Below are 22,439 nucleotides of genomic sequence, written 5' to 3'. Positions count from 1 at the left end.
CATGAAGTTTGAGCGCGTGTTCGCCGTGCTCGCGGTGACGGCCGGTGTCTTCGTGATGAGCGGAGCGTCGGCGGGCGCGATTCCCCCGCCCGAAGTCGAACCCGCAGCCACGCCACCGGCAGGCAGCGCGGGACCCGTCCAGGCCATGGCACAACGCAACCCGTGTGTCACCAGTGGCGTCATCCCGGGCTCCGACCCCGCGGCGGTCAGCCCGATCCAGGTGTCGCTGGGCCTGTCCGAGGCGTGGACCCACAGCAAGGGAGAGGGCCAGCTGGTCGCGGTCATCGACACCGGCGTGAAGCCGGGGCCGCGCCTGCCCAACGTCGAGGCAGGGGGCGACTACCTCGAGGCCGGCGACGGGCTCACCGACTGCGACGGGCACGGCACACTGGTGGCGGGTCTGATCGCGGGACAGCCCGGGACAGACGGCTTCTCAGGTGTCGCGCCGGCCGCGCGCATCCTCGCGATCCGGCAGAGCTCACCCCGCTACACCCCGCGCGACTCCGGCGAGGATCCCGTCCTCACGCGCGCGACCGTGGACACTCAGACCCTGGCCCGCGCCGTCGTTCGCGCGGCCGACATGGGCGCCCGCGTCATCTCCATCTCCTCGGTGACCTGTATTCCGGCCGGCCTCGAGGTCGATCAGAACGAACTCGGTGCGGCCCTGCGCTACGCCGCCGTCGAGAAGAACGTCGTGATCGTGGCCGCCGCAGGCGACACCGGTACCGGCTGCACAACCAACCCGCTGTCCGACCCCGCGCTGCCCGCCGACCCGCGCAACTGGAACGGCGTCACCGCACTGTCGATTCCGGCATGGTGGCAGCAGTACGTGTTGTCCGTCGGTTCGCTGGGATCCACCGGGCAGCCCTCGCCGTACACGATGGCAGGCCCCTGGGTCGGAATCGCCGCCCCCGGCGAGAACATCACGTCGGTGAGCAATGACGAGGCGGGCGGCCTCGCCAACGGCATGCTCAACAACGAGCAGCAGATGGACCCCATCAGCGGCACCGGCTACGCGACGGCCTATGTCTCCGGAGTTGCGGCATTGGTGCGCAGCCGATTTCCCGCGATGACCGCGCAGGCGGTGGTCGACCGTCTGACCGGCACCGCGCACACCGCAGCGCGCTCGCCGTCGAATCTGGTGGGTGCGGGCACGATCGATCCGGTCGCCGCCCTGACCTGGAATGTGCCCGTCGACGCCGACGTCGACCCCGCCGCCGTGAAGCAGGTCGCCGCGCCGGCTGTGCCCGCGCCCGACGATCCGCTGCCACGGGTGGTCGCGTTCGCCGGGGTCGGCGCGTTGGCGCTGCTGGTACTTGCTGCGTTCGTGGTGAACGCGAAACGAAAGGACAGTTCGTCATGATCGTCCGCCTGACTCTGGCTGCGCTGTTCGTCGTGCCCGCGGCGATGGCCTATCCGTGGCAGACGACCGCGGATCGCTGGCTGCTCGGTGCCGCCGTTGCGGCCGTGGTGATCCTCTTCGCCTGGTGGCGTGGGCTTTTCATGACCACGATGATCGGGCGCCGCATCGCGATGCTGGCAGGCCGCACCGGCGCGGGCGCCCGGCCCGGCGAGTACGCCACCGTGGCGCTGCGCGTGGAGCCCGGCGAGACCGCCGAGCTGCCGTTGACGCTCGTGGCCGGTTACCTGGATCGCTACGGCATCAGCTTCGACAAGGTCCGGGTGCTCAGCCGCGACATCGGGGGTGCACGAACCACGTGGATCGCACTGACGCTCGGAGCGGCCGACAACGTCGCGGCCCTGACGGCGCGATCGTCGCGACTTCCCCTGCAGGACACCGCGCAACTGTCGGCGCGGCGACTGGCCGACCACCTGCGCGAGCTGGGCTGGGAGGTGTCGGTGGACGAGAACCCCGCCGCCCTGTTCGGCGAAAAGCCCAAGGAGACCTGGCGCGGCCTCGCCGACGGCGACGGCCACCTGGCGGCCTACCGGGTCAACGTCGACGACCAGCTGACCGAAACCCTGGACGCCGCACGGGCCTCCGGAGCCAACGAAGTCTGGACCGCCGTCGAATTCACCGGCAGCCGAACGCAACCCGAGGTGGCCGCGGCATGTGCGCTCCGCACCAGCGAGCGGCCGAAGGGGTCGGCGCCGCTGCCCAAGCTCACCCCTGAACGCGGCCGCCACCGCGCGGCGCTGTCGGCACTGGCTCCGGCGTCCGACCGACGGCTGTCCGCCCAACCCGCGCGCATCGACGAGCAGGCGCTGGCGCAGCTGCGATGGCCGACAGGTGCGGTACTCAGTCGAACATGAACGGCGCCAGGAATCGCGTCATACGACGCAGGTAATCCGGCTGGCTGACATGCAGCACATGGTTGCCAGGGAACCAGTGGAACGTGCAGCGATCCCAGTGCTCCCACAACATCTCGGCCTGCTCCGGTGGCGCCAGCCGGTCACCGAGGCCCGCGATGATGAGCCGTCTGTCTTTGGCCGGTAGCGGCCGGTAGTTCAGCGGTGACGAGTACATCGTGGCCGCCTCGACCAGCTCCGTGTCGGTGCCGGCGATCCAGTCCCGAAGCGCCACAACCTTGTTGGCGGGAAACCACTCGTCGACGGTGCGGTCGGGCGTGACGACGGGAACGTTCGGGATGACCGCCTGAATTCGGTCGTCGACGCTGGCGATCAGTGCCGAGGTGTATCCACCCAGCGACATCCCGGTCAGCGCGATCCGGTCCACACCGGTGTACTCCAGATAGTCGAGCAGCGACCGGAAGTCGTGCACCGCCTGGGCCATCGCCTCCGCGAAACCGGCCATGCCGTGCGCGAAGTAGCCGTGGCCGCTGAACGGCGAGTACTTCTCGGCCCGCCGACCGTGGAACGGCAGCGTGTAGAGCATGACGTCGTAACCGCAGCGGTAGAACCACGGCAGCGAGAAGAACAACCCGTTGAACAGGTATGCCGAGCCCATGAAGCCGTGAATGAGACACAGCGTGGGCCGCGGCCCGTCGTCGTGGCGCCAGTGCTGGGCGTGCACGACGTTGTTGCGAACGAAGCCCGCGCATTGATCGCGCATGTCCGGGTTGACGGCCTGGAAGTTGCTCCGGAAGCGGATGTTGCTGACGTTGCCCTTCGCCACCCACTCGGCGACCGGGTTGGCGGGTCGCGACGACACCCGCGGCAACTCCTGGGGCGAAGGGAAGGACACCTGCGGATCCTTGGCCGCGGCCAGCTCGGCATAAAACCTCAGCTGCTTCTGCTCGGCAACGGCTTCGGACCGGCGCAGAGCCCCCGCGATCGACGGCACCATCGTGGCGCTCAGAAGCGACGCGATCGACGTCCGTAGTGCGAGATCGGCGATCGCCGACGAATCGACGATCATCCGCTGCCGGAGGGTCAGATCCACCCGGCGCGGGAGCCCCCGTGCAGTCGCGTCGGCGCCGGGAACATCCGGAACCGGAATGGGCAACTCTTCGACGGGCAGACTGTCGGGCTCCACGCCTCGCATGCTAACGCGGCGTCTTGCGCCAGGCCCCTTCTCGCAGAAGTCGCAATCCGTTGAGTCCCACCAGAACGGTGGAACCCTCGTGCCCGGCGACCCCCAGCGGCAGCGGCAGATGGCCGACCAGATCCCAGGTGACCAGCACGACGATGAACGTGGCGGCGATGACGAGGTTCGCCACGACGACGCGGCGGGCGCGGCGGGCGAGGGCGACCACGGCAGGCAGGGTGGCCAGGTCGTCGCGGGTGATCACCGCATCGGCGGTGTTGAGCGCCAGATCAGAACCGGTGCGGCCCATCGCGACGGACACGTGCGCCGTGGCCATCGCGGGCGCGTCGTTGACGCCGTCCCCGACGAGCATCACCCGCGCCCCGTCGGCTTCGAGCGTCCGCACGGCGGCGACCTTGTCCTCGGGGAGGAGACCGGCGCGGACCTCACCGATCCCGAGTTCGTCGGCGAGTCGCGCCGCGGCGCGTTCGTTGTCCCCGGTGAGCAACACCGGCGGGCTGCCGGTGAGTTCGGTCAGCTGCGCGACGGCAGCCGCGGCGCCGTCCCTCGGGCTGTCGGCGAGACCCAGGACGCCCGCGGTGCGTCCGTCGACCCGCACCACGACAGCGGTGTCGCCGCGCCGCTCGATGGCGTCGGCGACGCGCATGGCGTCGACCGCACCGTCGGCGAGTCCGGGACTGCCCACCTCGACACGGTCGCCGTCGACCTCGGCGGTGACCCCGCGGCCGGGGGTCGACGAGAAGTGGGTGGCCGCAGATACCGCAAGGCCGCGGTCGCGGGCCGTCGCCACGATGGCGCGGGCCAGGGGGTGTTCGGACGGAGTCTCGGCGGCGGCGGCCACCGACAGCAGCTCGTCTTCGGATCCGCTTGCCAGCGGCCGGATCTCGGTGACGCGAGGCGTCCCCTCGGTCAGCGTGCCCGTCTTGTCGAGCGCGACCTGGCTGACGGTGGACAGCTTCTCCAGAACGACAGCGGACTTGATCAGCACGCCGTGGCGGCCGGCATTGGCGATCGCGGCCAATAGCGGCGGCATCGTCGACAGCACGAGCGCGCACGGTGACGCGACGATCATGAACGTCATCGCCCGCAGCAGCGATGATTGCAGACTCTCGCCGAGCATGAGGGGGACCCCGAACAGCGCGACGGTCGCGACCACCATGCCGACGGAGTAGCGCTGCTCCACCTTCTCGATGAACAGCTGCGTGCGAGCCTTGCTCGCCCCGGCCTCGGTGACCATCGCCGAGATCCGCGCGATGACGGTGTCGGCCGCGGGCCGTGTGACCCGAACCCGAAGCGTGCCAGTGCCGTTCACGGTGCCCGCGAACACGTCGTCGCCGGCCGTCTTGTCGACGGGCAGCGGCTCCCCGGTGATCGTGGCCTGATCCACTTCACTCGCCCCGTCGAGCACCACGCCGTCGCCACCGATCCGCTCGCCGGGTCGGATCACCAACACGTCGCCCACGTCGAGGGCGGCGGTGTCGACGATCTGTTCGCCACCGTCGGCGTTCAGCGTCGTCGCGGTGGGCGGCGCCAGATCGAACAGACCGCGCACGGAGTCCTCGGTGCGTTTGGTGGCGACCGCTTCCAGAGCACCGGACGTGGCGAAGATGACGATGAGCAGAGCGCCGTCGAAGACCTGACCGATCGCGGCGGCGCCGATCGCGGCGGCGACCATCAGCAGATCCACATCGAGGGTCCGCTGCCGCAGCGCCTTCACCCCGGCCAGCCCCGGCTCCCACCCGCCGCTGATGTAACACGCGAGGTAGAACGCCCAGAAATGCCACGCAGGCTGGCCGGTCACCTGTGCGAGCGCGCCGAGCGCGAAGAACCCCACCGCGACCAGTGCCCAGCGGACCTCGGGGAGCGTCCACGCGCCTGCCCCGACGTGCGGTGGCGCCGGCGCGTGGTGGGTGGGATCCGTAGTGGTGCACGTCATGACGGCCACCCTATCTGCATGCTCGTGCATATTCGCAAGTGCATGTCCAGATAAACAACTGACCAGCAGTATCGGGAGTATGCTCGCCCCGTGCACACGTCGATCCCCGGCTTCGCGATGCCGAGCGAGGAACAGGTCGGCCGGGCAGCCGAGGCGTTCCGGATGCTCAGCGACCCGACCCGGATCAAGGTGCTGTGGGCGCTGCTGCAGGGCGAGACGTCGGTGGCGTGCCTGGCGGAGCTCGCCGACGTTGCGCCTGCGGTCGTCAGCCAGCACCTGGCCAAGATGCGGCTCGCCGGGCTCGTGAAAGGCCGCCGCGAAGGAACGTTCGTCTACTACTCGGCCGCCGACGACGACGTCCTGCGCGTCCTCAGCCAGGCGCTGTTCGGCACGACCGCCGAGGTCGCCAAAGCCCGGTGACAGACTGGCGTCATGTGGAATCCGGACGTCTACCTCACGTACGCCGATCACCGGGGCAGGCCGTTCTACGACCTGATGGCGCGGGTCGGCGCGCGCGAGCCGCGCCGCATCGTCGACCTCGGCTGCGGTCCCGGCAATCTCACCGAGACGCTGACCGCCCGCTGGCCCGGCGCCGTCATCGAGGCGTGGGACTCCTCGCCGGAGATGGTGGAAGCCGCGCGAGAACGGGGTCTGGACGCGAGGATCGGGGATGTGCGCGACTGGACGCCCGCACCCGACACCGACATCGTCGTCAGCAATGCCACGCTGCACTGGGTGCCCGAGCATCCCGAGCTGCTGGTCCGCTGGGCCGGGCAACTGGCCGCGGGTTCGTGGATCGCGTTCCAGGTGCCGGGCAACTTCGATGCCCCCTCACACCAGTCGGTGCGCGCACTGGTGCGGCGACCCGAATGGTCGGAACTGTTGCGCGACTACCCCTTCGAGAAGTCCGAGGTCACCCGCCCGGCCGCGGGATACGCAGAGCTGATGACCGACGCCGGGTGCACGGCCGACGCGTGGGAGACCACCTACGTGCACGAACTCACCGGCGAGAACCCCGTGCTGGAATGGATCCATGGCACGGCGCTTCGCCCGGTGCGCGCAAGCCTGAGCGACGCGCAGTGGGAGCAGTTCAAGGCGGAACTGATCCCTCTGTTGGACGCGGCCTATCCGAAGCGTGCCGACGGCACCACGTTTTTCCCATTCCGGCGGATCTTCGTTGTGGCGCAGGTGAAATAGATCAGCCCCGGCGCTCGTCGAGCAGCGCGATCACCTGCGCGACGAGCTGATCGATGTCGGCGCCCGTGGTGTCCAGCACCAGGTCGGCATTCTCCGGCGGTTCGTAGGGTGCGTCGACGCCCGTGAGTCCTTTGAGCTCACCCGCCCGGGCCCTGGCGTAGAGGCCCTTCGGATCGCGCTTCTCGCACTCGTCGCGCGGTGTCGCCACATACACCTCGATGAAGGGCAGCTTCGCCGCATCGTTGAGGGCGCGTGCGATCTCGCGGTCTGATTTCAGCGGGGACACCAGTGAGGCCAGCGCGACCACGCCCGCGTCGGCGAACAACCGCGTGAGATGCCCTACTCGACGGATGTTCTCGGCGCGGTCACCCGCCGAGAAGCCGAGATCGTCGGACAGGCCGTGGCGGATGTTGTCGCCGTCGAGCAGATAGGCGACCTGCCCCGAATCGACCAGCGCGCGCTCGACCGCGACCGCGACGGTCGATTTGCCCGATGCCGGCAGGCCGGTGAACCAGATCGTCGCGCCCTTCTGCCCCGTTGCCGACTTCCGGTAGTCGCGCTCCAGAGACGAGGGATGCCAACGGATGTCGTTGCGGGTCTGCTCGCCGGGCTTGACTTCTCGGGCCTCGACGATGGTGCCGGCCCCGACCGTGTCGTTGGAGGACTCGTCGATCAGGATGAACGCGCCGCTGTCGCGGTTCTCGGTGTACGGGTCGGCGACCACGATCGAACTGGTACGCAGCGTGACCGAGCCGATGTCGTTGAGCACCAGTTCGACGGGATTGTCGATCTCGTCGAGGGTTTCGGGATCCAGCCGCGAGTGCAGTCCCTGCACGGTCGCCCGGACCGTCCGCGTGCCCTGCTTGAGCGCGAGCCGGTCACCGGCGCGCAACGGGGTGTCGCGGAACCAGCACACCGTCGCGTCGATCTCGCGGGCCAGCACCGGCAGCACGGCGTCGTCGTCTCCGCTGACGAACACGTCACCTCGGCCCACGTCGATGTCGTCGGCCAGTTCGATCGAGACCGACAGCGGCGCAACGGCGATCGGCCGGTCGTCGTCGAGGGTGTCGACGGCTGTGACGGTGGACCGGGTGCCCGCCGGGAGGCTGACGACGGTGTCGCCGACACTGAGGGTGCCCGCCGCCAGGCGGCCTGTGTAGCGGCGGCGCTGCTGCGGGCTCGGGCGGGACACCCACTGCACCGGAAGCCGCAGACTTCGCGCTTCTGCGTGCGGGGCCGTCAGTTCGACGGACTCCAGATACTCCAGCAGGGCGGGGCCGTCGTACCACGGGGTGTTGGCGGACCGGTGTACGACGTTGTCGCCGAGCTTGGCCGCGACGGGGATGACGGTGATGTCGGCGCCGCCGAGCCGCGCGGCCACCTGGTGCAGCTGCGCTTCGACCTCGCTGAAGCGGCCCTGATCGAAGTCCACCAGGTCGATCTTGTTGACCGCGGCCACAAAGTGCTTGATGCCCAACAACTTCGCGATCCTGGCGTGCCGATTGGTTTGGCGGAGAACACCCGCGCGCGCATCGACGAGCAGCACCGCGACATGGGCGTTGGAGGCGCCGGTGAACATGTTGCGGGTGTACCGCTCATGACCCGGGGTGTCGGTCAGGATGTAGCTGCGAGTCTGCGTCGAGAAGAACCGGTAGGCCACATCGATGGTGATGCCCTGCTCGCGTTCGGCGCGCAGACCGTCGGACAGCGCAGCGAGGTCGGCGACACCCTCCTCGTCGGTCACCGCCTCCAGATGATCGAGGGGCAGGCTGTCGGTGTCGTGCAACAGGCGCCCGATGAGCGTGCTCTTGCCGTCGTCGACCGACCCAGCGGTGGTGATCCGCAACAGCTGTCTCGTGGCGCCCATCAGAAATACCCCTCGCGCTTACGGTCTTCCATCGCCGCCGCCGACGTCCGATCGTCGGCGCGCGTCTCACCACGTTCCGACACTGTGGCCGCGGAGATCTCGGCGATCACCCCGTCGATCGTCGTCGCCTTCGAGCGCACGGCACCGGTGATGGTCAGGTCCCCGACGGTGCGGTAGCGCACCCATTCGACGGCCGAGGTCTCGCCGTCGCCCGGCTGGGCGTACTCGGAGACCGCGAGCAGGATTCCGTCCCGCTCGAAGACCTCACGCTCGTGGGCGAAGTAGATCGACGGCAGCTCAAGGCGTTCCAGCTGGATGTAGCGCCAGATGTCGAGTTCGGTCCAGTTGCTCAACGGGAAGACCCGAACCTGCTCACCCCGGCGGATCCGGCCGTTGTAGAGCGTCCACGGCTCGGGCCGCTGCGCCCGCGGATCCCACTGGCCGAACTCGTCGCGGAAGCTCAGGATGCGTTCCTTGGCGCGGGCGCGCTCCTCGTCGCGGCGGGCGCCACCGAACGCGGCGTCGAACCGGCCGGCCTCCAGCGCGTCCAACAGGGTGCGTGTCTGCTGCCGGTTGCGGGACGCTCCGGGTCCGGGGTCGGCGACCCGACCCGAGTCGATCGTCTCCTGGACCGACGCGACGATCAGCTTGTGGCCTTCCCACGTCACCCTGCGATCGCGGAACTCGATGACCTCGGGAAAGTTGTGCCCGGTGTCGACATGCATGACCGGGAACGGCAGCGGGCTGTTCCTCTTCCCGTCGCTTCGCTCGCCCTCGCGCCGAAACGCTTTCTCCGCCAGGCGAAGCAGCACGATCGAGTCCTTGCCCGCGGAGAACAGCAGGACGGGTCGTTCGAGCTCGGCGACGACCTCGCGGATGATGTGCACCGCTTCGGCTTCCAGCAGCCGCAGCTCGTCGACGTGCACGGTGTCGTACGTCGTGGCGGTCATGTCGGCAGGCCCTCCCTCTCGGCGTCGGCACGGTAGCGGTCTGCCCACTCGTCGGACCGCTGATCGGCCTGACGCTCCAGCACGGGGGCGGGCGCCAGCCGGGGATCCTGACCGAGCTGCTCCAGGACGGAAGCGACGACCTGGGTGAGGTTGCGCCACAACACCGGATACGGAACGTCCATGGGTTGTACGTCCTCCTCGGCGAACCAGCTGCGCCAACCCTCGTCCTGGGCGCGCAGCATGGTCACGACATGCGCGATGGCTCCTGCGTGGTATTCGGCCCGTGCGTCTCTGACCGGGTCGGGCCGTCCGCGCCACACCCGTGTCTGTACTGCCCGCCAGAACGAAACAGCCTGCGACACAACATCGGGGCGGTGGACGTAGATCAGCACGGGATCGCTGCCGATGACGTCGCGGATCGCCGACAGCAGCCCGGTGCCCGACCGGTCGGGCAGGCCTTCGGAACGCGCGAGCAGCAGCGGGGTCTGATTCCACATGAGCTTGCCGCCCCAGATCCCGTTCGGGGTGCGGCCCACGGTGCGGATGTAGTCCCGCCATATCTCCGGCGGAGCCAGGTCCGGCTTGCCTTCGTCGAGGGGATCGAGCAGTCGCAGGATGGACTCGTCCTCCACACCCTCGAACCATTGCCTCGGCTGCGGAGACTGGCTGGTGGTCGGCAGGTATTGGAAGAACTCACCCGGCTCGCCGGCAACGCCGGTCGCCCTCAGCGACTCGACCAGCAACGTGCTGCCGCTGCGCTGGGAGGCGAGCACCAGGTACGCCGTCGGGCTGGTCATGCGCGAGAGCTTAACCGCAATTTTTCGTGGTGGCACCACCGGGATTTCGGATCAGGATGAGCAGAACTATTGCCGGTGACCGTGGTCTTCGACGATGCCGCGATCGGCGGCATTGGCCTTGCGACTAGGCAACTCGAGCCCCTGCACCTGCCGGTAGGTGTCGGTGTAGCGCTCGGCGATCCGGGTACCGGCGAACTCCGACGGGATCACGTCGTTGGTCTTCTGCCGCCACTCGTTGAGCAGCAGCGCCAGCTCGTCGCCGATGGCCTGGGCGGCATCGGAGGCATCGCCATTCAGCAAATTGAACGACTCGGTCGGGTCCGCCATCAGATCGTAGAGTTCCCGCTCGGGCCTTGGCGCCTGGGACAGCGGTTCGAGCACCCGCCCCGGCGCGCTGTCGGCGATGTCCCACGGAAGGTCCAGCAGAGGACGTGCCGCGTAGTTCTCGATGTAGCTGTAATCCTTTGTCCTGACGGCACGTATCGGATCGAACGAGTCGTGATAGGTCTTCATGGTGTAAACCTCGGTGCGCACCGAATTGGCCGAGGGGTTGACCAATTGCCCTGCGTGCGAGAGCCCTTCGATGTCGGACGGTACGTCGACGCCGAGCAGGTCCAGGAGGGTCGGAACGAGGTCGACACCGCTGAAGAGTTCGTCATAGACGCTCGGCGTCAGGTTTCGGCCTCCGGGCGGCCGCACGATCAGGGAGATGCCCGTACCCGCGTCGTACAGCGTGGATTTGGCCCGGGGCAGAGCCGGTCCATGATCGGTGACGAAAACGACCCACGTGGTCTCGTCGAGGCCCGTCGCCTCGAGGGTGTCGAGCAGTTGCCCGACCGCCGCGTCGGCGACGGTGATGGAGCCGTAGAAGTCGGCCAGGTCCTGGCGGATGTCGTCGGTGTCGGGAAGGTAGTCAGGCAGCGTCACGGCGCGGGCGTCAGCGGGTTCGTAGCGGTCGCGCGGGTACGGCCGGTGTGTCTCGAAGAAGCCGGCGGTCAGGAAGAACGGCTTCTGCGGCGGGTCGGCGAGCCAGCGGGTCACCTGCTCGACGACGTATTCGCAGTATGAGTTCGACACGTCGAATTCGTCGAAGCCGAGCTTGGCCGGGTAGGACGTCTCGTGCTGCATCCCGAAAAGCGCCGTGTACCAACCCCGTTCGGTAAGGAGCTGTGGCAGGGTGCGGACGCCCGCTCGGTACTCCCAGCCGTGGTGGGCGAGGCCGACAAGGCCGTTGCTCTGCGGGTACCGTCCGGTGAACAGCGATCCACGCGAGGGCGAGCACAGCGGTGCGGTCGCGTGCGCGGCGGTGAACAGAATCCCCTCAGCGGCGAGCCGGTCCATTCGCGGGCTGTCGACATCGGCATGGCCGTAGGCTCCGAGGTGTCGGCCGAGGTCGTGCCAATGCACGAGGAGGACGTTGTCCCGCTGCGTTGTGGTCACTGCTGTCCTTTCGGCGTCGCCACTTCAACTCTCTGAAACACTCTGACTGCGAGGCTACGGTGGAGCCATGCGGGTCTTCGTCACCGGCGGCACCGGAGCCATCGGAGGCTATGCGGTGCCCGCGCTGGTCGCGGCGGGCCACGAGGTGACGGCCATGGCGCGAAGCGACGCCAAGGCCGAAGTTCTCAGACATCAGGGTGCCACGTCGGTGCAGGTGTCGTTGTTCGACCGGGACGGGCTCAGCGCGGCGTTCCGGGACCACGAGGCAGTGGTGAACCTGGCGTCGGCGTTGCCGTCGCCGGAGCGGTTCATGGTGAGGTCGGCGTGGAAAGACTGTCACCGCATCCGCATCCAGGGCTCGGCGAATGTCGTGGATGCCGCGCTCGCGGCCGGTGTTCCGCGGGTGCTGCAGGAGTCGGTGGCGATGATCTACCGCGACGGCGGCAAGAGGTGGATCGACGAGGACTGGCCGGTCGACCGCTATCCGATCTCGGCGGGCAACCACGGCGCCGAGGCGAGTGCTCGGCGGTTCGGTGAAAGTGGCGGCGACGCAATCGTTTTGAGGTTCGGGTTGTTCTACGGCCAAGGTGCCGGCCACAGCGAGATGATCATGGGGCTCGCGCGCAGGCACCTGGCGTTTCGGGCGGGAAGTCCGGGCAGTTACGTCTCGTCGATCCATCTCGCCGACGCCGCGGGCGCGGTCGTGTCGGCCCTGGGCGCAGAGCCTGGCATCTACAACGTCGTCGACGACTGTCCTGTCACCGCGAAACAGAACAGCACCGCGATGGCGGCTGCCGTGGGGGCCAGGCCGTGGCTTGCGGTGCCCGGTCGCGCAGCACTGGTTCTGGGCAATCGGTCGACGTCGATGACGCGGTCGCTGCGGGTGAACAACGCCCGCCTGCGCGACGCGGCCGGCTGGCGGCCGCGATATCCGAGCGTGTGGGACGGCTACCGGGAGATGGCCCGGCTCTAGGGGTGATAGGGCACGCCGACGGCGCGGAAGACGAATTCCGGTGGGGCGTCGAACGCGAGCGAGGTTCGGGGAAGCTGGGCGAGGACGTCCCGCGGGATCTGTTCCTTGTAGTGCAGCGAGAGCTCCCCGGAGCAGCGACTGTCGATGGCGGCGACGTCGACGTCGAGAGCAAGGCCGGTCTCGGAGAGTTCGGCCTTGACCGGCCCGGCTTGGGGGGCGTCCCATCGGAGGTCGATCGTGCGGCCCGCGAGCTTGGGCACCGACGACAGCGTGCCCAGCACGCGCTGTCTGGTCACCACCAACGAGCCGACATAGCTGGCGATGCTGCCTCCCGAGCGCAGACCAGGCACGGTGCCGCGAAATCGTCGAGTCACCGGGACGTACTCGGAGAGAAAGAGGACACCTTCGGCTTCGACCTCGGCGCGCAACGCACTGGGCAGCTTGCCGATTCGGAACAGCTTCCGGAGTAGAACGGCCATGCTCGAACGGTAGCTCAGCGCGGCACGCCGAGAATCCGGTAGACGAACGAGGGCGGAACGTCGAAGGCGAATGTGCGAGACGGCAGCCGCGTCAACTGATCAGCCGTCAGCTCGGTCTTGAACGTCAGCGAGAGCGTTCCCGAGAACTGTGGATCCACTCGCGACAGGTCCGCGATGTCGAGCACCAGACCGTCCTCGGACAGCATCCCCCGCACGGCTCCGGACTGGTGCGCGGTCCACGGCAGGTCCACCGCGCGCCCGGACTGCCCGGGTACCGCGCCCACCGTCGCGAGTACACGCTGGTTGGTCAGCACCAGTGCCCCGCCGTAGCCGCGGGTCAAGCCGACCGATCTGCGGCCCGGAATCTGACCGGTGAATCGCGCCCAGACGCCGATGCAGTCGGTCAGATGGATGATGCCCTCGGCCTCGGCCTGGGTGCGTGTCTCTGCCGGAAGTTTGCCAATGCGTAGCAGCCTTTTGAGGAATCCAGCCATATGCGGAGCATAGTCTCGGGCGGCGTATTTGCTCAGAGAATCGTGGTAGAGACTGGTCGGGTGAAAGTGCACGCCAGATGGCTGTTGTGCAGCGCCGCGGTCGCCATCGGCGTGTACGCATTCCTGTGGGTCGGCTACGTCCAGGGCTGGGTGTGGCTCGCGCAGTTCGATTCGTCGGCGCTCGACCCCGCCTATCGTTTCGGGTCGGGCCGCCCCGGCTGGGTGACGGCGTGGGACATCTTCTGCACTGTGCTCGGGCCCGGGGCATTCCGGATCGCGGTGCTGGTCGTCATCTGCGTGGCGTTCGCCCGTCGCCGCGTTCGGTTGGCGGTGTTCCTGATAGTCAGTGTGGAGCTCAGCGGCCTGGTCACCGAGACCGCCAAGCACTTCGCCGATCGCCCCCGGCCGGCGACCGCGATGGTCGATGCCTGGGGGACGTCGTTCCCGTCCGGCCACGCCCTCGGCGTCATGGCATGCGTGGCGGCGCTGCTGGCCGTCACCCTCCCGACGGTGGATGCGGCGAAGCGGAAATGGCTCGTCGCGCTGGGCGCGGTGGTCGTGCTGACCATCGGCATCGGCCGAGTGGTGCTGAATGTGCACCATCCGTCCGATGTGCTGGCCGGTTGGGCGCTGGGTTACGCGTACTTCGCGATCTGTGTGCTGCTCGTCCCGCCGAAGGTCACACGGCAGGACGAAAGACCGGAAGTGCGCGATACCGCACGCTGAAGCTGGCCTCGTCGAGTTCGGTACCGACCTCCCCGTCCAGCGCGAGCACGGTCGGTCCGTCGGGTGCCCGGAATGCGAACTGCGGTACGCGCAGCTCGTGGTAGAGCGGACTGCGAGTCAACCGCCCGAACGCCAGTGCCGTGACGATACGCAGCGTGCTCAGCCGCCGGCCGGTCTCCAGGATCCGGACGTCGAGCAGGCCGTCATCCATCCTGGTGCGCCGTGACGGCGCGAAACCGGTCGGTAGGTATGTCGAGTTGCCGAGAAAGAACAGCGACGTCTGCAACGTCCGGTTGTCGTATTCGATCCGCACCGGCTCGTCGCGCCGCAACGTGTGGAACATCGCGTAGATGCCGGCCAGCGGCTTGCCGATCTTGTGTTCCAGCTTCTCGCGAGTCTGAACGAAGCGCGGGTAGGCGCCGATGCTGGCGGTGTTGATGACCATTTGCTTCTCGTTGAGGCAGACCATGTCCACGCACGAGACCGCGCCCCGCTGAATTGCCTCGACCGTACGGGCCGTCGTGTCGCAGCCGATGTCCTTGGCGAAGTGATTGAACGTGCCCGCGGGGAAGACCGCGAGCGGTACGCCCGCATCGATTGCCACTGCCGCCGCGGTGGCGACCGTTCCGTCGCCGCCGCCGACGCCCAGCACCTCGCTGCGCTGCGCGGCGGACTTGAGCACGGCGACGACGTCGTCGTCCTCGGCGAGTTCCACGATCTCGGCCTTCGGCAATGCCGCACGGACCTCGTCGAGCACCCGGGCGCCGGTTCCGCTGCCGGACGCGGGGTTGATGACGACGGTGACCCCGCTGCCGTCGGGGCGCTCCGGGGTGTCCACGCGCAACGGCTGCCCGGCGCTGGGCAGTTGGGTGTCGACGACGGGCGGCACGACCCGCCCGCCCAGCACTGCGATGCCCGCGCCGACGCCAAAGCCGGCGAGGACGTCGCCCGGATAGTGCGCGCCGGTGGCAATCCGTGACATGCCGACCAAGCCGGCCAGCAGCGCCAGGCCCAGCCCTACCGCGGGGTTCTCCAGCCCCACGCCCACCGCGAACGCCGCGGCGCTCGCCGAATGCCCGGAGGGCAGCGAGTTCGAGGTGGGGTGGCGCCGGGTCTGTCGGGCCAGTGGTATCAGCGCCCAGTTGGGTCGGTCGCGCTTCCAGATCCGCTTGGCGCCCTGATTGGTGACAAGGCTCGTCACGGCGAGCGTGGCCACCCCGCGGGTGGCACCGCGCTTCATGGACGGGTTGCCGAATGCAGCCAGGGCCGCCGCGATCGCGAACCACAGCTTGGAATGGTCGGCGGCCCTGGTGAGCCGCGGCATCACCGCGTCGAGGAGGGGGCTCGGGGACTCTGCGACAGCTTCGAAGACCTCACGGTCCAGCGTGCCGAGACCCTGGCCGATCTGGCGAATCCCACGACCGCGACGACGGAAAGACCGCAAAGGATGGAGCTCCATGACGCCCAACCTATCGGGCCATGCTTGTTGACAGGAATATTTGTCAAGGCACAGGATGGCGTTCGTGCTGGATGTGGAGGTCATCACCGATCCTGCCGCCGCGGTCAGCGCCCTCGATCCGATCCGCGGCAGGCTGTTGGCAGAACTGGTGGAACCGGCGTCGGCAGCGACGCTCGCGTCGCGCGTCGGGATCACCCGGCAGAAGGTCAACTACCACCTTCGGGCGCTCGAACAACACCGCCTCGTCACCGCCGCCGGTGAACGCCGGTGGGGTGGGCTCACCGAACGGCTGCTGGTCGCCACGGCGTCGTCCTACGTCGTCTCACCCGGTGCGCTGGGGCCCGTGGCCGCTGATCCCGGCCGCGCCGGCGACCGGCTGTCCGCGAGCTTCCTGATCGCGGTGGCGGCTCGGGCCGTGCGCGAGGTCGGCGACCTGTGGCGCACCGCGAGAGACCGGCAGAAGCGGCTTGCGACGCTGACCATCGACACCGCGGTCACCTTCGCGTCGGCGGCCGAGCGCGCCGCATTCACCGACGAGCTCGCCACCGCCGTCACCGCACTGGTTGCGCGCTTCCACGACGAATCCGATCCGCGCGGCCGTCCCCATCGTGTGGTGCTGGCCGCCTATCCCATGCCTACTCGAAAGGACTAGCGATGGCGATCAAGAAGACCGACGGCCGCCGATGGGTCGAGATGGAGTTCCTCGTACCGGGAACGCCCGAACAGGTGTGGGACGCGATCGCCACCGGGCCCGGCATGAGTGCCTGGTTCACCCCGACGACGGTCGACGAACGTGTCGGCGGGGCAATCGAATTCGACTTCGGCGACGGCGCTGTCAGCCCGGCGGTCATCACCGAATGGCAGCCGCCGGAGCGGCTCGGGTACGAGGAGCACGGCTGGAGCGGTGACGCGCCGCCGGTGGCGACGGAGGTCGTCGTGACAAGCCGCTCGGGTGACCGGTGTGTCGTGCGGATGGTGCACAGCCTCTTCACCGACCGCGACGACTGGGACGGCGAACTGGAGAGCTTCGAGACCGGCTGGCCCGGATTCTTCGAAGTGCTCCGCCTGTACCTACGGGAGTTCACAGGGCAACGCGCTGCCAACGCTTTCGCGGTGACCCAGCACCCCGGTGACATGGTGCAGGCGTGGTCGACGTTGGCCTCGGCACTCGGGGTCGCCGGACTCGACGTCGGCCAACCCTTCGAAACACCCACAGGCACACCCGAACTGCGCGGCGTGGTGCACCGGGTCCACCAGACCGAGGACTTCCGCGACGTCATGTTGCGGCTCGAAGGGCCCTGCCCCGGAATCGCGGTGGTGGGCGGCTGTGCCCCCGGCGGTGAGGCCAGGGTGATGGTGAGCCTCTACCTCTACGGAGACGAAGCGGCCGACACCGCCGCGGCAGAAGCGCCGAAATGGCGTTCGTGGATGGCACAGTTGGTGCATGCCGACCGCGCCGCGACCTGACCGTCCACGCAAGTCCCTGCGGTCCGCGGTGCTGCTGTGCGTGGCTCTCGTCGCCGCTTTCCTTGTGGCACCGAACGCCTCGGCGTCACCACCGTGGTTCGCGAACTCCGTCGGGGCCGCCACCCAGGTGCTCGCCGTCACGGGCACGGGAGGCTCCGACGCGAAACTGGACGTGTGGGAGCGCACCGCCGCGGGCTGGGCGCCCGTGGCCGGCGGCGTGGGAATTCCCGCCAAGATCGGGGAAAAAGGCATGTCCCCCAATCATTTCGACGGCTCGATGATGACCCCGAAGGGGATCTACACGCTCGACTTCGCGTTCGGCACCCAGCCCGATCCGGGCAGCGGGCTGAAATACGTTCAGGTCGGATCGAACCATTGGTGGGACGGCGACATGAAAAGCCCGACCTACAACACGATGCAGGTGTGCGACGAGGCGAACTGCCCGTTCGACACGTCGCTGAGCGCGGGCACCGAGAACCTCGACATCCCGCAGTACGCGCACGCCGTCGTCATGGGCGTCAACAAGGCGCGCATCCCCGGTAAGGGCGGCGCCTTCTTTGTGCACAGCACCGACGGCGGAGCCACCGCGGGGTGCGTGGCCATCGACGACGCGAAGCTGGTGACGATCATGCGCTGGCTGCGGCCCGGCGCGGCGATCGCCATCACCGAATAACTCAGATGTTGAGGGCGCGACCGGCCTTGACCTTGAATTCGAGCGCGTCCAGCTTCATCGACGCGTCGTAGGTGCGGTCGTAGCCCGTCTCGCTGATCTTCCAGCCGTCGGCGGTCTTGCGGTAGCGGTCGTGGTAGAAGCCGGCCCCGATCAACATGAAGTTGAAGTCGGGGGCGATCACCCTGTCCTGCAGGTACCAGGTGGCGGTCGCCTCGTCGCCGTCGACGGTGATCTCGGGATGGTTGACCCGATGTTCGGTGAGGACTTCGGGCCCCAGCGAGTTGCGCATGAAACCGACGAGATCATCCCGATTGGTGAAGTGGTGCTCTTCGCCGATCGACTCCCCGTAGCGGCCGACGACGTCCTCGGTGAGCGTGTCGGCGAAGTCGTCCCAGTGCTTGGTGTCCAGGGCGCGGAGATAGCGGTATTTGACCTGCTTGATGTCGTCGATGTCACTCATGTCGACATTGCAACACACCACCCCCGGTCGTCGTATCGAGTGGCGACGATTGGGTTCTGCACAGACCCGCCGTGCGCCCGGGGCGCGGAGTGTCAAGTGCGGGCGCTTGCCGTCGCGGTCTAAGGTGTCGTGGATCATGAGCGACGCGTTGGGATTGTCTGTCGGCACCACCAACCTCGCCGCGGCCACCGTCGGCAATGAACCGGTGATCCGCCGCTCGGTGCTGACGATGTACGAGCACGGCGCCCCCGAAGTGGGTGACGCCGACGGTCGTGCGGGCGGGGTGGTGCTGTCCGGGTTTGTCGAGCGCGTCGGAGATCCAGTCCCGCTGGTCGGCGCCGACGGAAGCAGCTATCCCGCCGACCAGCTGGTCGTCGAGGCGCTCGAGTCGATGGCCGCGCTGGCGACGCGCGGCGCGGCCGCGGGCGTCGCCATCGCCGTGCCGTCGTACTGGAGCGGGGAGGCGACGGCCGCGCTGTCCAACTCACTCGCCGCGAGCAGCGTGCTGGCGCCGGCCGGAACACCGCCGCGGCTCGTCCCGGATTCCGAGGCGGCATTGACCGCGCTCAACGCCAACCCGGGCCTGGACCGTCGCGGTGTGGCCGTGCTGCTCGACTTCGGCGGTGGAGGCACCAGCATCACGGCCGCCGACGCATCGTCGGCGTTCACCGTCGTCGGCCGCACCGAGCGGTACTCCGAGTTCGCCGGTGACCAGGTCGACCAGGCATTGCTCGGCCACGTCCTCGCCGCGGCCGGCGGCGAGGTCGACCCCGGTCAGACCGCCGCCGTCGGGTCCCTGGCGCGGCTGCGCGACGAATGCCGCTCAGCTAAGGAGAGGCTGTCGTCGCAGACCGCGACCGTGATGACTGTCGACCTGCCCGGCCTGCGTCGCGACATCCGGGTGACCCGGGCCGAACTCGAAGAACTGATCGCCCGGCCGCTCAACGGTGTCTTCGTGACTCTCGAAGATCTGTTGGCGCGCAACAACATCGGCTGGAATGTTGTTACTTCGGTGGCGATCGTCGGTGGAGGTGCGGCCATACCGCTTGTCGTACAACAGGTTTCGCAACACTTGCGGGTCCCGGTGGTCACAACGCCCCAGCCTGCCCTCGACGCCGCGGTCGGTGCCGCCCTGTTCGCCGCGTATGGACGCAACGCGGACACCGCGACTCTGGCGGCCACCGCCGCGGCACCGGTTCTGCCACCACCGGCCGACAACGGCGACGGCGCCGACAGCACCTATGCGCTGGCGTGGTCGCAGGACGATTCGCCGACCGACGACGTCGTGCCCTACACAGGCGATGAACCCGAGGAGCGGCCGAACCCGTACGCGCTGCCGGAGTCCTTCGCGGCGACGGAGGTCATCACCCGAGAAGACGCGGACGGCCGGTCGCAATCCCGAATACCCCTCACGCTCACCGGGATCGTCGCCGCCGTCGCACTGCTCGCCGTCGGTGGCGTCGCCATCGCCTTGACCAGTGTCGACTCGTCCGACCGCACGCCTCCGACGCCGGGCAACGCGCCACTGAGCAGCGCGCTCGTGCCGACCAGTGCGCCGCCGCCGGGCGAGACCGTCACCATCCCGCAACAGACGCCACAGGCGCCGGTTGCGGTGCCCACGACCGCCGGGGCGCCTCCGCCACCGGTGGTCACCACACCGCCCACCACGGCACCGACCACCACCACGACGACCACGACCACGACCACCACCACCACCACCACGACGACGACCACCACGACGACGACGCCGTCTACCACGACGACGACCACGACCGTCCCGACGACCACACCGCCGACGACCGACCCACCAACCACGGTGCCGCCGACTACTGTGCCGCCGACTACTGTGCCACCGACAACCACGACGTACCTGGACATCCCGTTCCTGCCGGACCCGATCCCGATCCTGGTGCCCAACAACCCCTGAACCGCGGGCTTTATTTACCCGATGGTCATTCCCCGGGCAAGAAATAGGGTTTTCCCCGATTCCTCCCCGGGGCCCCGCCCGCCTAGGTTTACAGAGTCGGTCCGATCGGCTGCGGAGGGGACAGCCGATCGGCCGGCTTTTTTATGGTGCGAGGGTCATAGCAGGCCGACGAGCATTTCCAGTGTGCGTCCAGACCGTGAATCCAGTCGATCGCGCGATCTGAGCGCACGAAAGAAATCTCCCGTTGCCGCGGCGAGAACGGGCCTCGTCACCCCGTTGTCCGAGCGGACTTTTCGATCCATCGCCGGCCCTTCTTGGCGGCCCGGGCAAGGGCTCCGCATTCGCCGATGTACGCGGCAACGGCGCCGACACCGGGCAGCATGCCGAGGTACCTGATCGGGCCCCGCGGGTGCGGGCGCTTGGCGAGTTCGTCACCGATGGCATCGAAGAGGCCGACCAGATTCCACAGCGCCTTGGCAACGCCCGCCGGGCTGCTCGGTATCGACGTCAGGCGCCTGCTGCTGTCACCGTCGTAGACGACGACCGAGAGGTCCCTGTCACACAGCACCGCTGCCAGCATCCGCACCTGGGTGCGCTGATCTGTGATCCCGAGTTCGCGGGCCACCGCGCAGAGCACGGCGGCCTGGCTGACGAACCCGAGCAGGTCCTGGATAGGGAGCTGTCGCGCGACGAGGCCGAGCACCCCGGGAAAGGCCACGGCGACGGTGTTCAACGCTCCCACCCGCCACACCCACCAGCGGATCCGCGCGTCGACGTCCATGTCGTCCCACGCCGGGGTGCCCGGCACGTCGGCCGCGTTGAGCACCCATCCGATCGCGTCGTCGCGCTGTTTGAGCTTGAACGGATCAGTTCCCCAGAGCGTGTCAAGCAGTGGATTGATGATCCGCACCGCGCCGGCCAGCACCGCCTCGACTCCGGCGTCGGTGATCTCCACCTCGGGCGCGGGAAGGGACGTCATCAGCAGGTTCACCGTCACATCATGTCCGGTGCTCCCCCGCCTCAAACGTCGGCCACTGCCGGCCGGCGGGGCGGTCGCAAACAAGGGATGTCCCCGATTCCCTGCGCGTCAATATCTTCCTACCGTGGTGGAGTCCCATAGCACCAGCTCACGACACGGAGTCACCATGCACCGGCTTCTCCCCGCCGCGTTCCTCGCCACCGCAGCCTCCCTCGCCTTCGCCGGCCCCGCCGCTGCACAACAGGCACCGTTCCCGAACTGCGCTGCCGCTCGCGACGCGGGCTACTCGAACATCCCCTCGAACTCCCCGTATTACGGGACGTGGCTCGACCGCGATCGTGACGGCATCGGGTGTGAGAGCTAGAACTTCAGATAACCGCCGTCGAGGCGCAGCACGTCACCGGTGTGATAGGCGCTGGCCCTACTCGCCAGATACACCGCGACACCTGCGACGTCCTCGGCCGCTCCCCACCGGCGCACCGGGACGCGGGGCAGAACCCTCGCGCTGAACCGCTCGTCGGCCAGGCCCGCGGCCGTCATCTCGGTGTCGAACCAGCCCGGCGCGACGGTGTTGGCGCGGATGCCGTGCCTGGCGAGTTCGACCGCGAGGCTGTCCATCAGCGAGGTCACGCCGGCCTTGGATGCGGCATACGCAGGCTGCCGGGGCATCCCCTGGAACGCGCCGAGGCTCGACACCCCGACCAGGCTGCCGCCCCGCCCCGCCGCGATCATCTGGCGGGCCGCCTCTCGCAGCGTCAGGAACACGCCATCGAGGTCGACACGCGTGACCGACCGGAACTCCTCCAGGGACGTGTCGAGGACCGGGGTGAACTTGCCCCGTACCCCGGCGTTGGCGAAACACGAATCCAGCCGGCCGAATTCGTCCCGGATACGCGCCATGGCATCGGTGACGGCTTGCTCGTCGGCAACATCGCACACCACCGGCAACACGGGGTTGCCGTGAGTGCGCAGCGTTGCCGCGGCGTCGTCCAATCGCCGAGCGGTGCGCCCGACGATCGCCACGGACGCGCCCGCCCGGGCGAGGCCGTCGGCCATTCCCAGCCCGATACCTGAGCCGCCGCCGGTCACGACCGCCACATGGTCGCTGAGGTCGAAAGGATTGCCGTCAATTGTGGTCACGGGTGT

The 22,439-nt window shown here is 68.5% G+C and carries 23 protein-coding genes; 11 read left to right on the top strand and 12 right to left on the bottom strand.

The window, feature by feature from the left end:
• Position 1: 1 nt before the first annotated feature.
• Together mycP and eccE are read left to right on the top strand one after the other, a co-directional pair.
• Positions 2–1,363, top strand: coding sequence for a type VII secretion-associated serine protease mycosin (gene mycP, locus ACAG24_RS11830; protein WP_370473256.1), 1,362 nt, complete (start codon positions 2–4; stop codon positions 1,361–1,363).
• A complete protein-coding gene (gene eccE / locus ACAG24_RS11825) occupies positions 1,360–2,274 on the top strand; it encodes a type VII secretion protein EccE (RefSeq protein ID WP_370473255.1) in 915 nt (304 codons plus the stop codon). The genes mycP and eccE overlap by 4 nt, the downstream gene beginning before the upstream one ends.
• Here the strand turns inward: eccE and ACAG24_RS11820 are convergent.
• Positions 2,261–3,466 (bottom strand): alpha/beta hydrolase family protein, encoded by a 1,206-nt coding sequence (locus ACAG24_RS11820; RefSeq protein WP_370473254.1) that lies wholly within the window; start codon positions 3,464–3,466, stop codon positions 2,261–2,263. The two genes, eccE and ACAG24_RS11820, sit on opposite strands and share 14 nt — an antisense overlap.
• Position 3,467: 1 nt before the next feature.
• Positions 3,468–5,405: a heavy metal translocating P-type ATPase gene (locus tag ACAG24_RS11815; protein ID WP_370473253.1), complete on the bottom strand. Its 1,938-nt coding sequence runs from the start codon at positions 5,403–5,405 to the stop codon at positions 3,468–3,470.
• A gap of 90 nt (positions 5,406–5,495) precedes the next feature.
• On the opposite strand from ACAG24_RS11815, the gene ACAG24_RS11810 reads away from it, so the two are divergent.
• Both ACAG24_RS11810 and ACAG24_RS11805 read left to right on the top strand, forming a co-directional pair.
• Positions 5,496–5,825: an ArsR/SmtB family transcription factor gene (locus ACAG24_RS11810; protein ID WP_370473252.1), complete on the top strand. Its 330-nt coding sequence runs from the start codon at positions 5,496–5,498 to the stop codon at positions 5,823–5,825.
• A 12-nt stretch (positions 5,826–5,837) separates the two neighbouring features.
• On the top strand, positions 5,838–6,602 hold the full coding sequence (locus ACAG24_RS11805) for a trans-aconitate 2-methyltransferase (RefSeq protein ID WP_370473251.1): 765 nt from the start codon (positions 5,838–5,840) through the stop codon (positions 6,600–6,602).
• 1 nt (position 6,603) lies between these two features.
• Here the strand turns inward: ACAG24_RS11805 and cysC are convergent, their stop codons facing one another.
• From cysC to ACAG24_RS11785, 4 genes are all read right to left on the bottom strand, one after another.
• Positions 6,604–8,469, bottom strand: coding sequence for a sulfate adenylyltransferase subunit CysN (gene cysC / locus ACAG24_RS11800; RefSeq protein ID WP_370473250.1), 1,866 nt, complete (start codon positions 8,467–8,469; stop codon positions 6,604–6,606).
• Positions 8,469–9,419 carry a sulfate adenylyltransferase subunit CysD gene (gene cysD / locus ACAG24_RS11795; protein WP_370473249.1) on the bottom strand — a complete coding sequence of 317 codons (951 nt, stop codon included), beginning with the start codon at positions 9,417–9,419 and terminating at the stop codon, positions 8,469–8,471. Before cysD ends, cysC begins: the two co-directional genes overlap by 1 nt.
• Positions 9,416–10,216 carry a trehalose 2-sulfotransferase gene (gene stf0, locus ACAG24_RS11790; RefSeq protein WP_370473248.1) on the bottom strand — a complete coding sequence of 267 codons (801 nt, stop codon included), beginning with the start codon at positions 10,214–10,216 and terminating at the stop codon, positions 9,416–9,418. The genes cysD and stf0 overlap by 4 nt, the downstream gene beginning before the upstream one ends.
• Positions 10,217–10,282: 66 nt before the next feature.
• Positions 10,283–11,656: a sulfatase family protein gene (locus ACAG24_RS11785; RefSeq protein ID WP_370473247.1), complete on the bottom strand. Its 1,374-nt coding sequence runs from the start codon at positions 11,654–11,656 to the stop codon at positions 10,283–10,285.
• Positions 11,657–11,723: 67 nt separating this feature from the next.
• Between ACAG24_RS11785 and ACAG24_RS11780 the strand changes: the two genes are divergently transcribed.
• Complete coding sequence (locus ACAG24_RS11780) at positions 11,724–12,629, top strand: NAD-dependent epimerase/dehydratase family protein (RefSeq protein WP_370473246.1); 906 nt, start codon at positions 11,724–11,726, stop codon at positions 12,627–12,629.
• On the opposite strand, the gene ACAG24_RS11775 is transcribed toward ACAG24_RS11780, so the two are convergent.
• Positions 12,626–13,108, bottom strand: a complete 483-nt coding sequence (locus ACAG24_RS11775) for a hypothetical protein (RefSeq protein WP_370473245.1) — start codon at positions 13,106–13,108, stop codon at positions 12,626–12,628. The two genes, ACAG24_RS11780 and ACAG24_RS11775, sit on opposite strands and share 4 nt — an antisense overlap.
• Before the next feature lie 14 nt (positions 13,109–13,122).
• On the bottom strand, positions 13,123–13,602 hold the full coding sequence (locus tag ACAG24_RS11770; protein ID WP_370473244.1) for a hypothetical protein: 480 nt from the start codon (positions 13,600–13,602) through the stop codon (positions 13,123–13,125).
• 60 nt (positions 13,603–13,662) lie between these two features.
• Here ACAG24_RS11770 and ACAG24_RS11765 point away from each other — a divergent pair, with 60 nt between their 5' ends.
• Positions 13,663–14,328: a phosphatase PAP2 family protein gene (locus ACAG24_RS11765; protein ID WP_370473243.1), complete on the top strand. Its 666-nt coding sequence runs from the start codon at positions 13,663–13,665 to the stop codon at positions 14,326–14,328.
• Here the strand turns inward: ACAG24_RS11765 and ACAG24_RS11760 are convergent.
• Positions 14,282–15,787, bottom strand: coding sequence for a bifunctional phosphatase PAP2/diacylglycerol kinase family protein (locus ACAG24_RS11760; RefSeq protein ID WP_370473242.1), 1,506 nt, complete (start codon positions 15,785–15,787; stop codon positions 14,282–14,284). The two genes, ACAG24_RS11765 and ACAG24_RS11760, sit on opposite strands and share 47 nt — an antisense overlap.
• Before the next feature lie 64 nt (positions 15,788–15,851).
• Between ACAG24_RS11760 and ACAG24_RS11755 the strand changes: the two genes are divergently transcribed.
• The 3 genes from ACAG24_RS11755 to ACAG24_RS11745 are packed head-to-tail and all read left to right on the top strand — an operon-like array spanning position 15,852 to position 17,927.
• A complete protein-coding gene (locus tag ACAG24_RS11755) occupies positions 15,852–16,439 on the top strand; it encodes a helix-turn-helix domain-containing protein (RefSeq protein ID WP_370473241.1) in 588 nt (195 codons plus the stop codon).
• Positions 16,440–16,441: 2 nt separating this feature from the next.
• Complete coding sequence (locus tag ACAG24_RS11750) at positions 16,442–17,254, top strand: SRPBCC family protein (RefSeq protein WP_370473240.1); 813 nt, start codon at positions 16,442–16,444, stop codon at positions 17,252–17,254.
• Positions 17,232–17,927 carry a L,D-transpeptidase family protein gene (locus ACAG24_RS11745; protein ID WP_370473239.1) on the top strand — a complete coding sequence of 232 codons (696 nt, stop codon included), beginning with the start codon at positions 17,232–17,234 and terminating at the stop codon, positions 17,925–17,927. Before ACAG24_RS11750 ends, ACAG24_RS11745 begins: the two co-directional genes overlap by 23 nt.
• A 1-nt stretch (position 17,928) precedes the next feature.
• Here ACAG24_RS11745 and ACAG24_RS11740 read toward each other — a convergent pair whose 3' ends face one another.
• Positions 17,929–18,387, bottom strand: coding sequence for a nuclear transport factor 2 family protein (locus ACAG24_RS11740; RefSeq protein WP_370473238.1), 459 nt, complete (start codon positions 18,385–18,387; stop codon positions 17,929–17,931).
• A gap of 136 nt (positions 18,388–18,523) precedes the next feature.
• On the opposite strand from ACAG24_RS11740, the gene ACAG24_RS11735 reads away from it, so the two are divergent.
• Entirely contained in the window at positions 18,524–20,314 is a 1,791-nt protein-coding gene (locus ACAG24_RS11735) for an Hsp70 family protein (RefSeq protein ID WP_370473237.1), read from the top strand.
• A 268-nt stretch (positions 20,315–20,582) separates the two neighbouring features.
• On the opposite strand, the gene ACAG24_RS11730 is transcribed toward ACAG24_RS11735, so the two are convergent.
• A complete protein-coding gene (locus tag ACAG24_RS11730) occupies positions 20,583–21,305 on the bottom strand; it encodes a hypothetical protein (RefSeq protein WP_370473236.1) in 723 nt (240 codons plus the stop codon).
• A 154-nt stretch (positions 21,306–21,459) separates the two neighbouring features.
• On the opposite strand from ACAG24_RS11730, the gene ACAG24_RS11725 reads away from it, so the two are divergent.
• Entirely contained in the window at positions 21,460–21,657 is a 198-nt protein-coding gene (locus tag ACAG24_RS11725) for an excalibur calcium-binding domain-containing protein (RefSeq protein WP_370473235.1), read from the top strand.
• Here the strand turns inward: ACAG24_RS11725 and ACAG24_RS11720 are convergent.
• Positions 21,654–22,433, bottom strand: a complete 780-nt coding sequence (locus ACAG24_RS11720; RefSeq protein ID WP_370473234.1) for an SDR family NAD(P)-dependent oxidoreductase — start codon at positions 22,431–22,433, stop codon at positions 21,654–21,656. The two genes, ACAG24_RS11725 and ACAG24_RS11720, sit on opposite strands and share 4 nt — an antisense overlap.
• Positions 22,434–22,439: the final 6 nt, after the last annotated feature.

The organism is Mycobacterium bulgaricum, from assembly GCF_041287165.2.
In the GTDB taxonomy this organism is placed as follows: domain Bacteria; phylum Actinomycetota; class Actinomycetes; order Mycobacteriales; family Mycobacteriaceae; genus Mycobacterium; species Mycobacterium bulgaricum.
The sequence above is the reverse complement of the archived record's forward strand: the minus strand, read 5'-3'. Positions and strand labels throughout refer to the sequence as shown.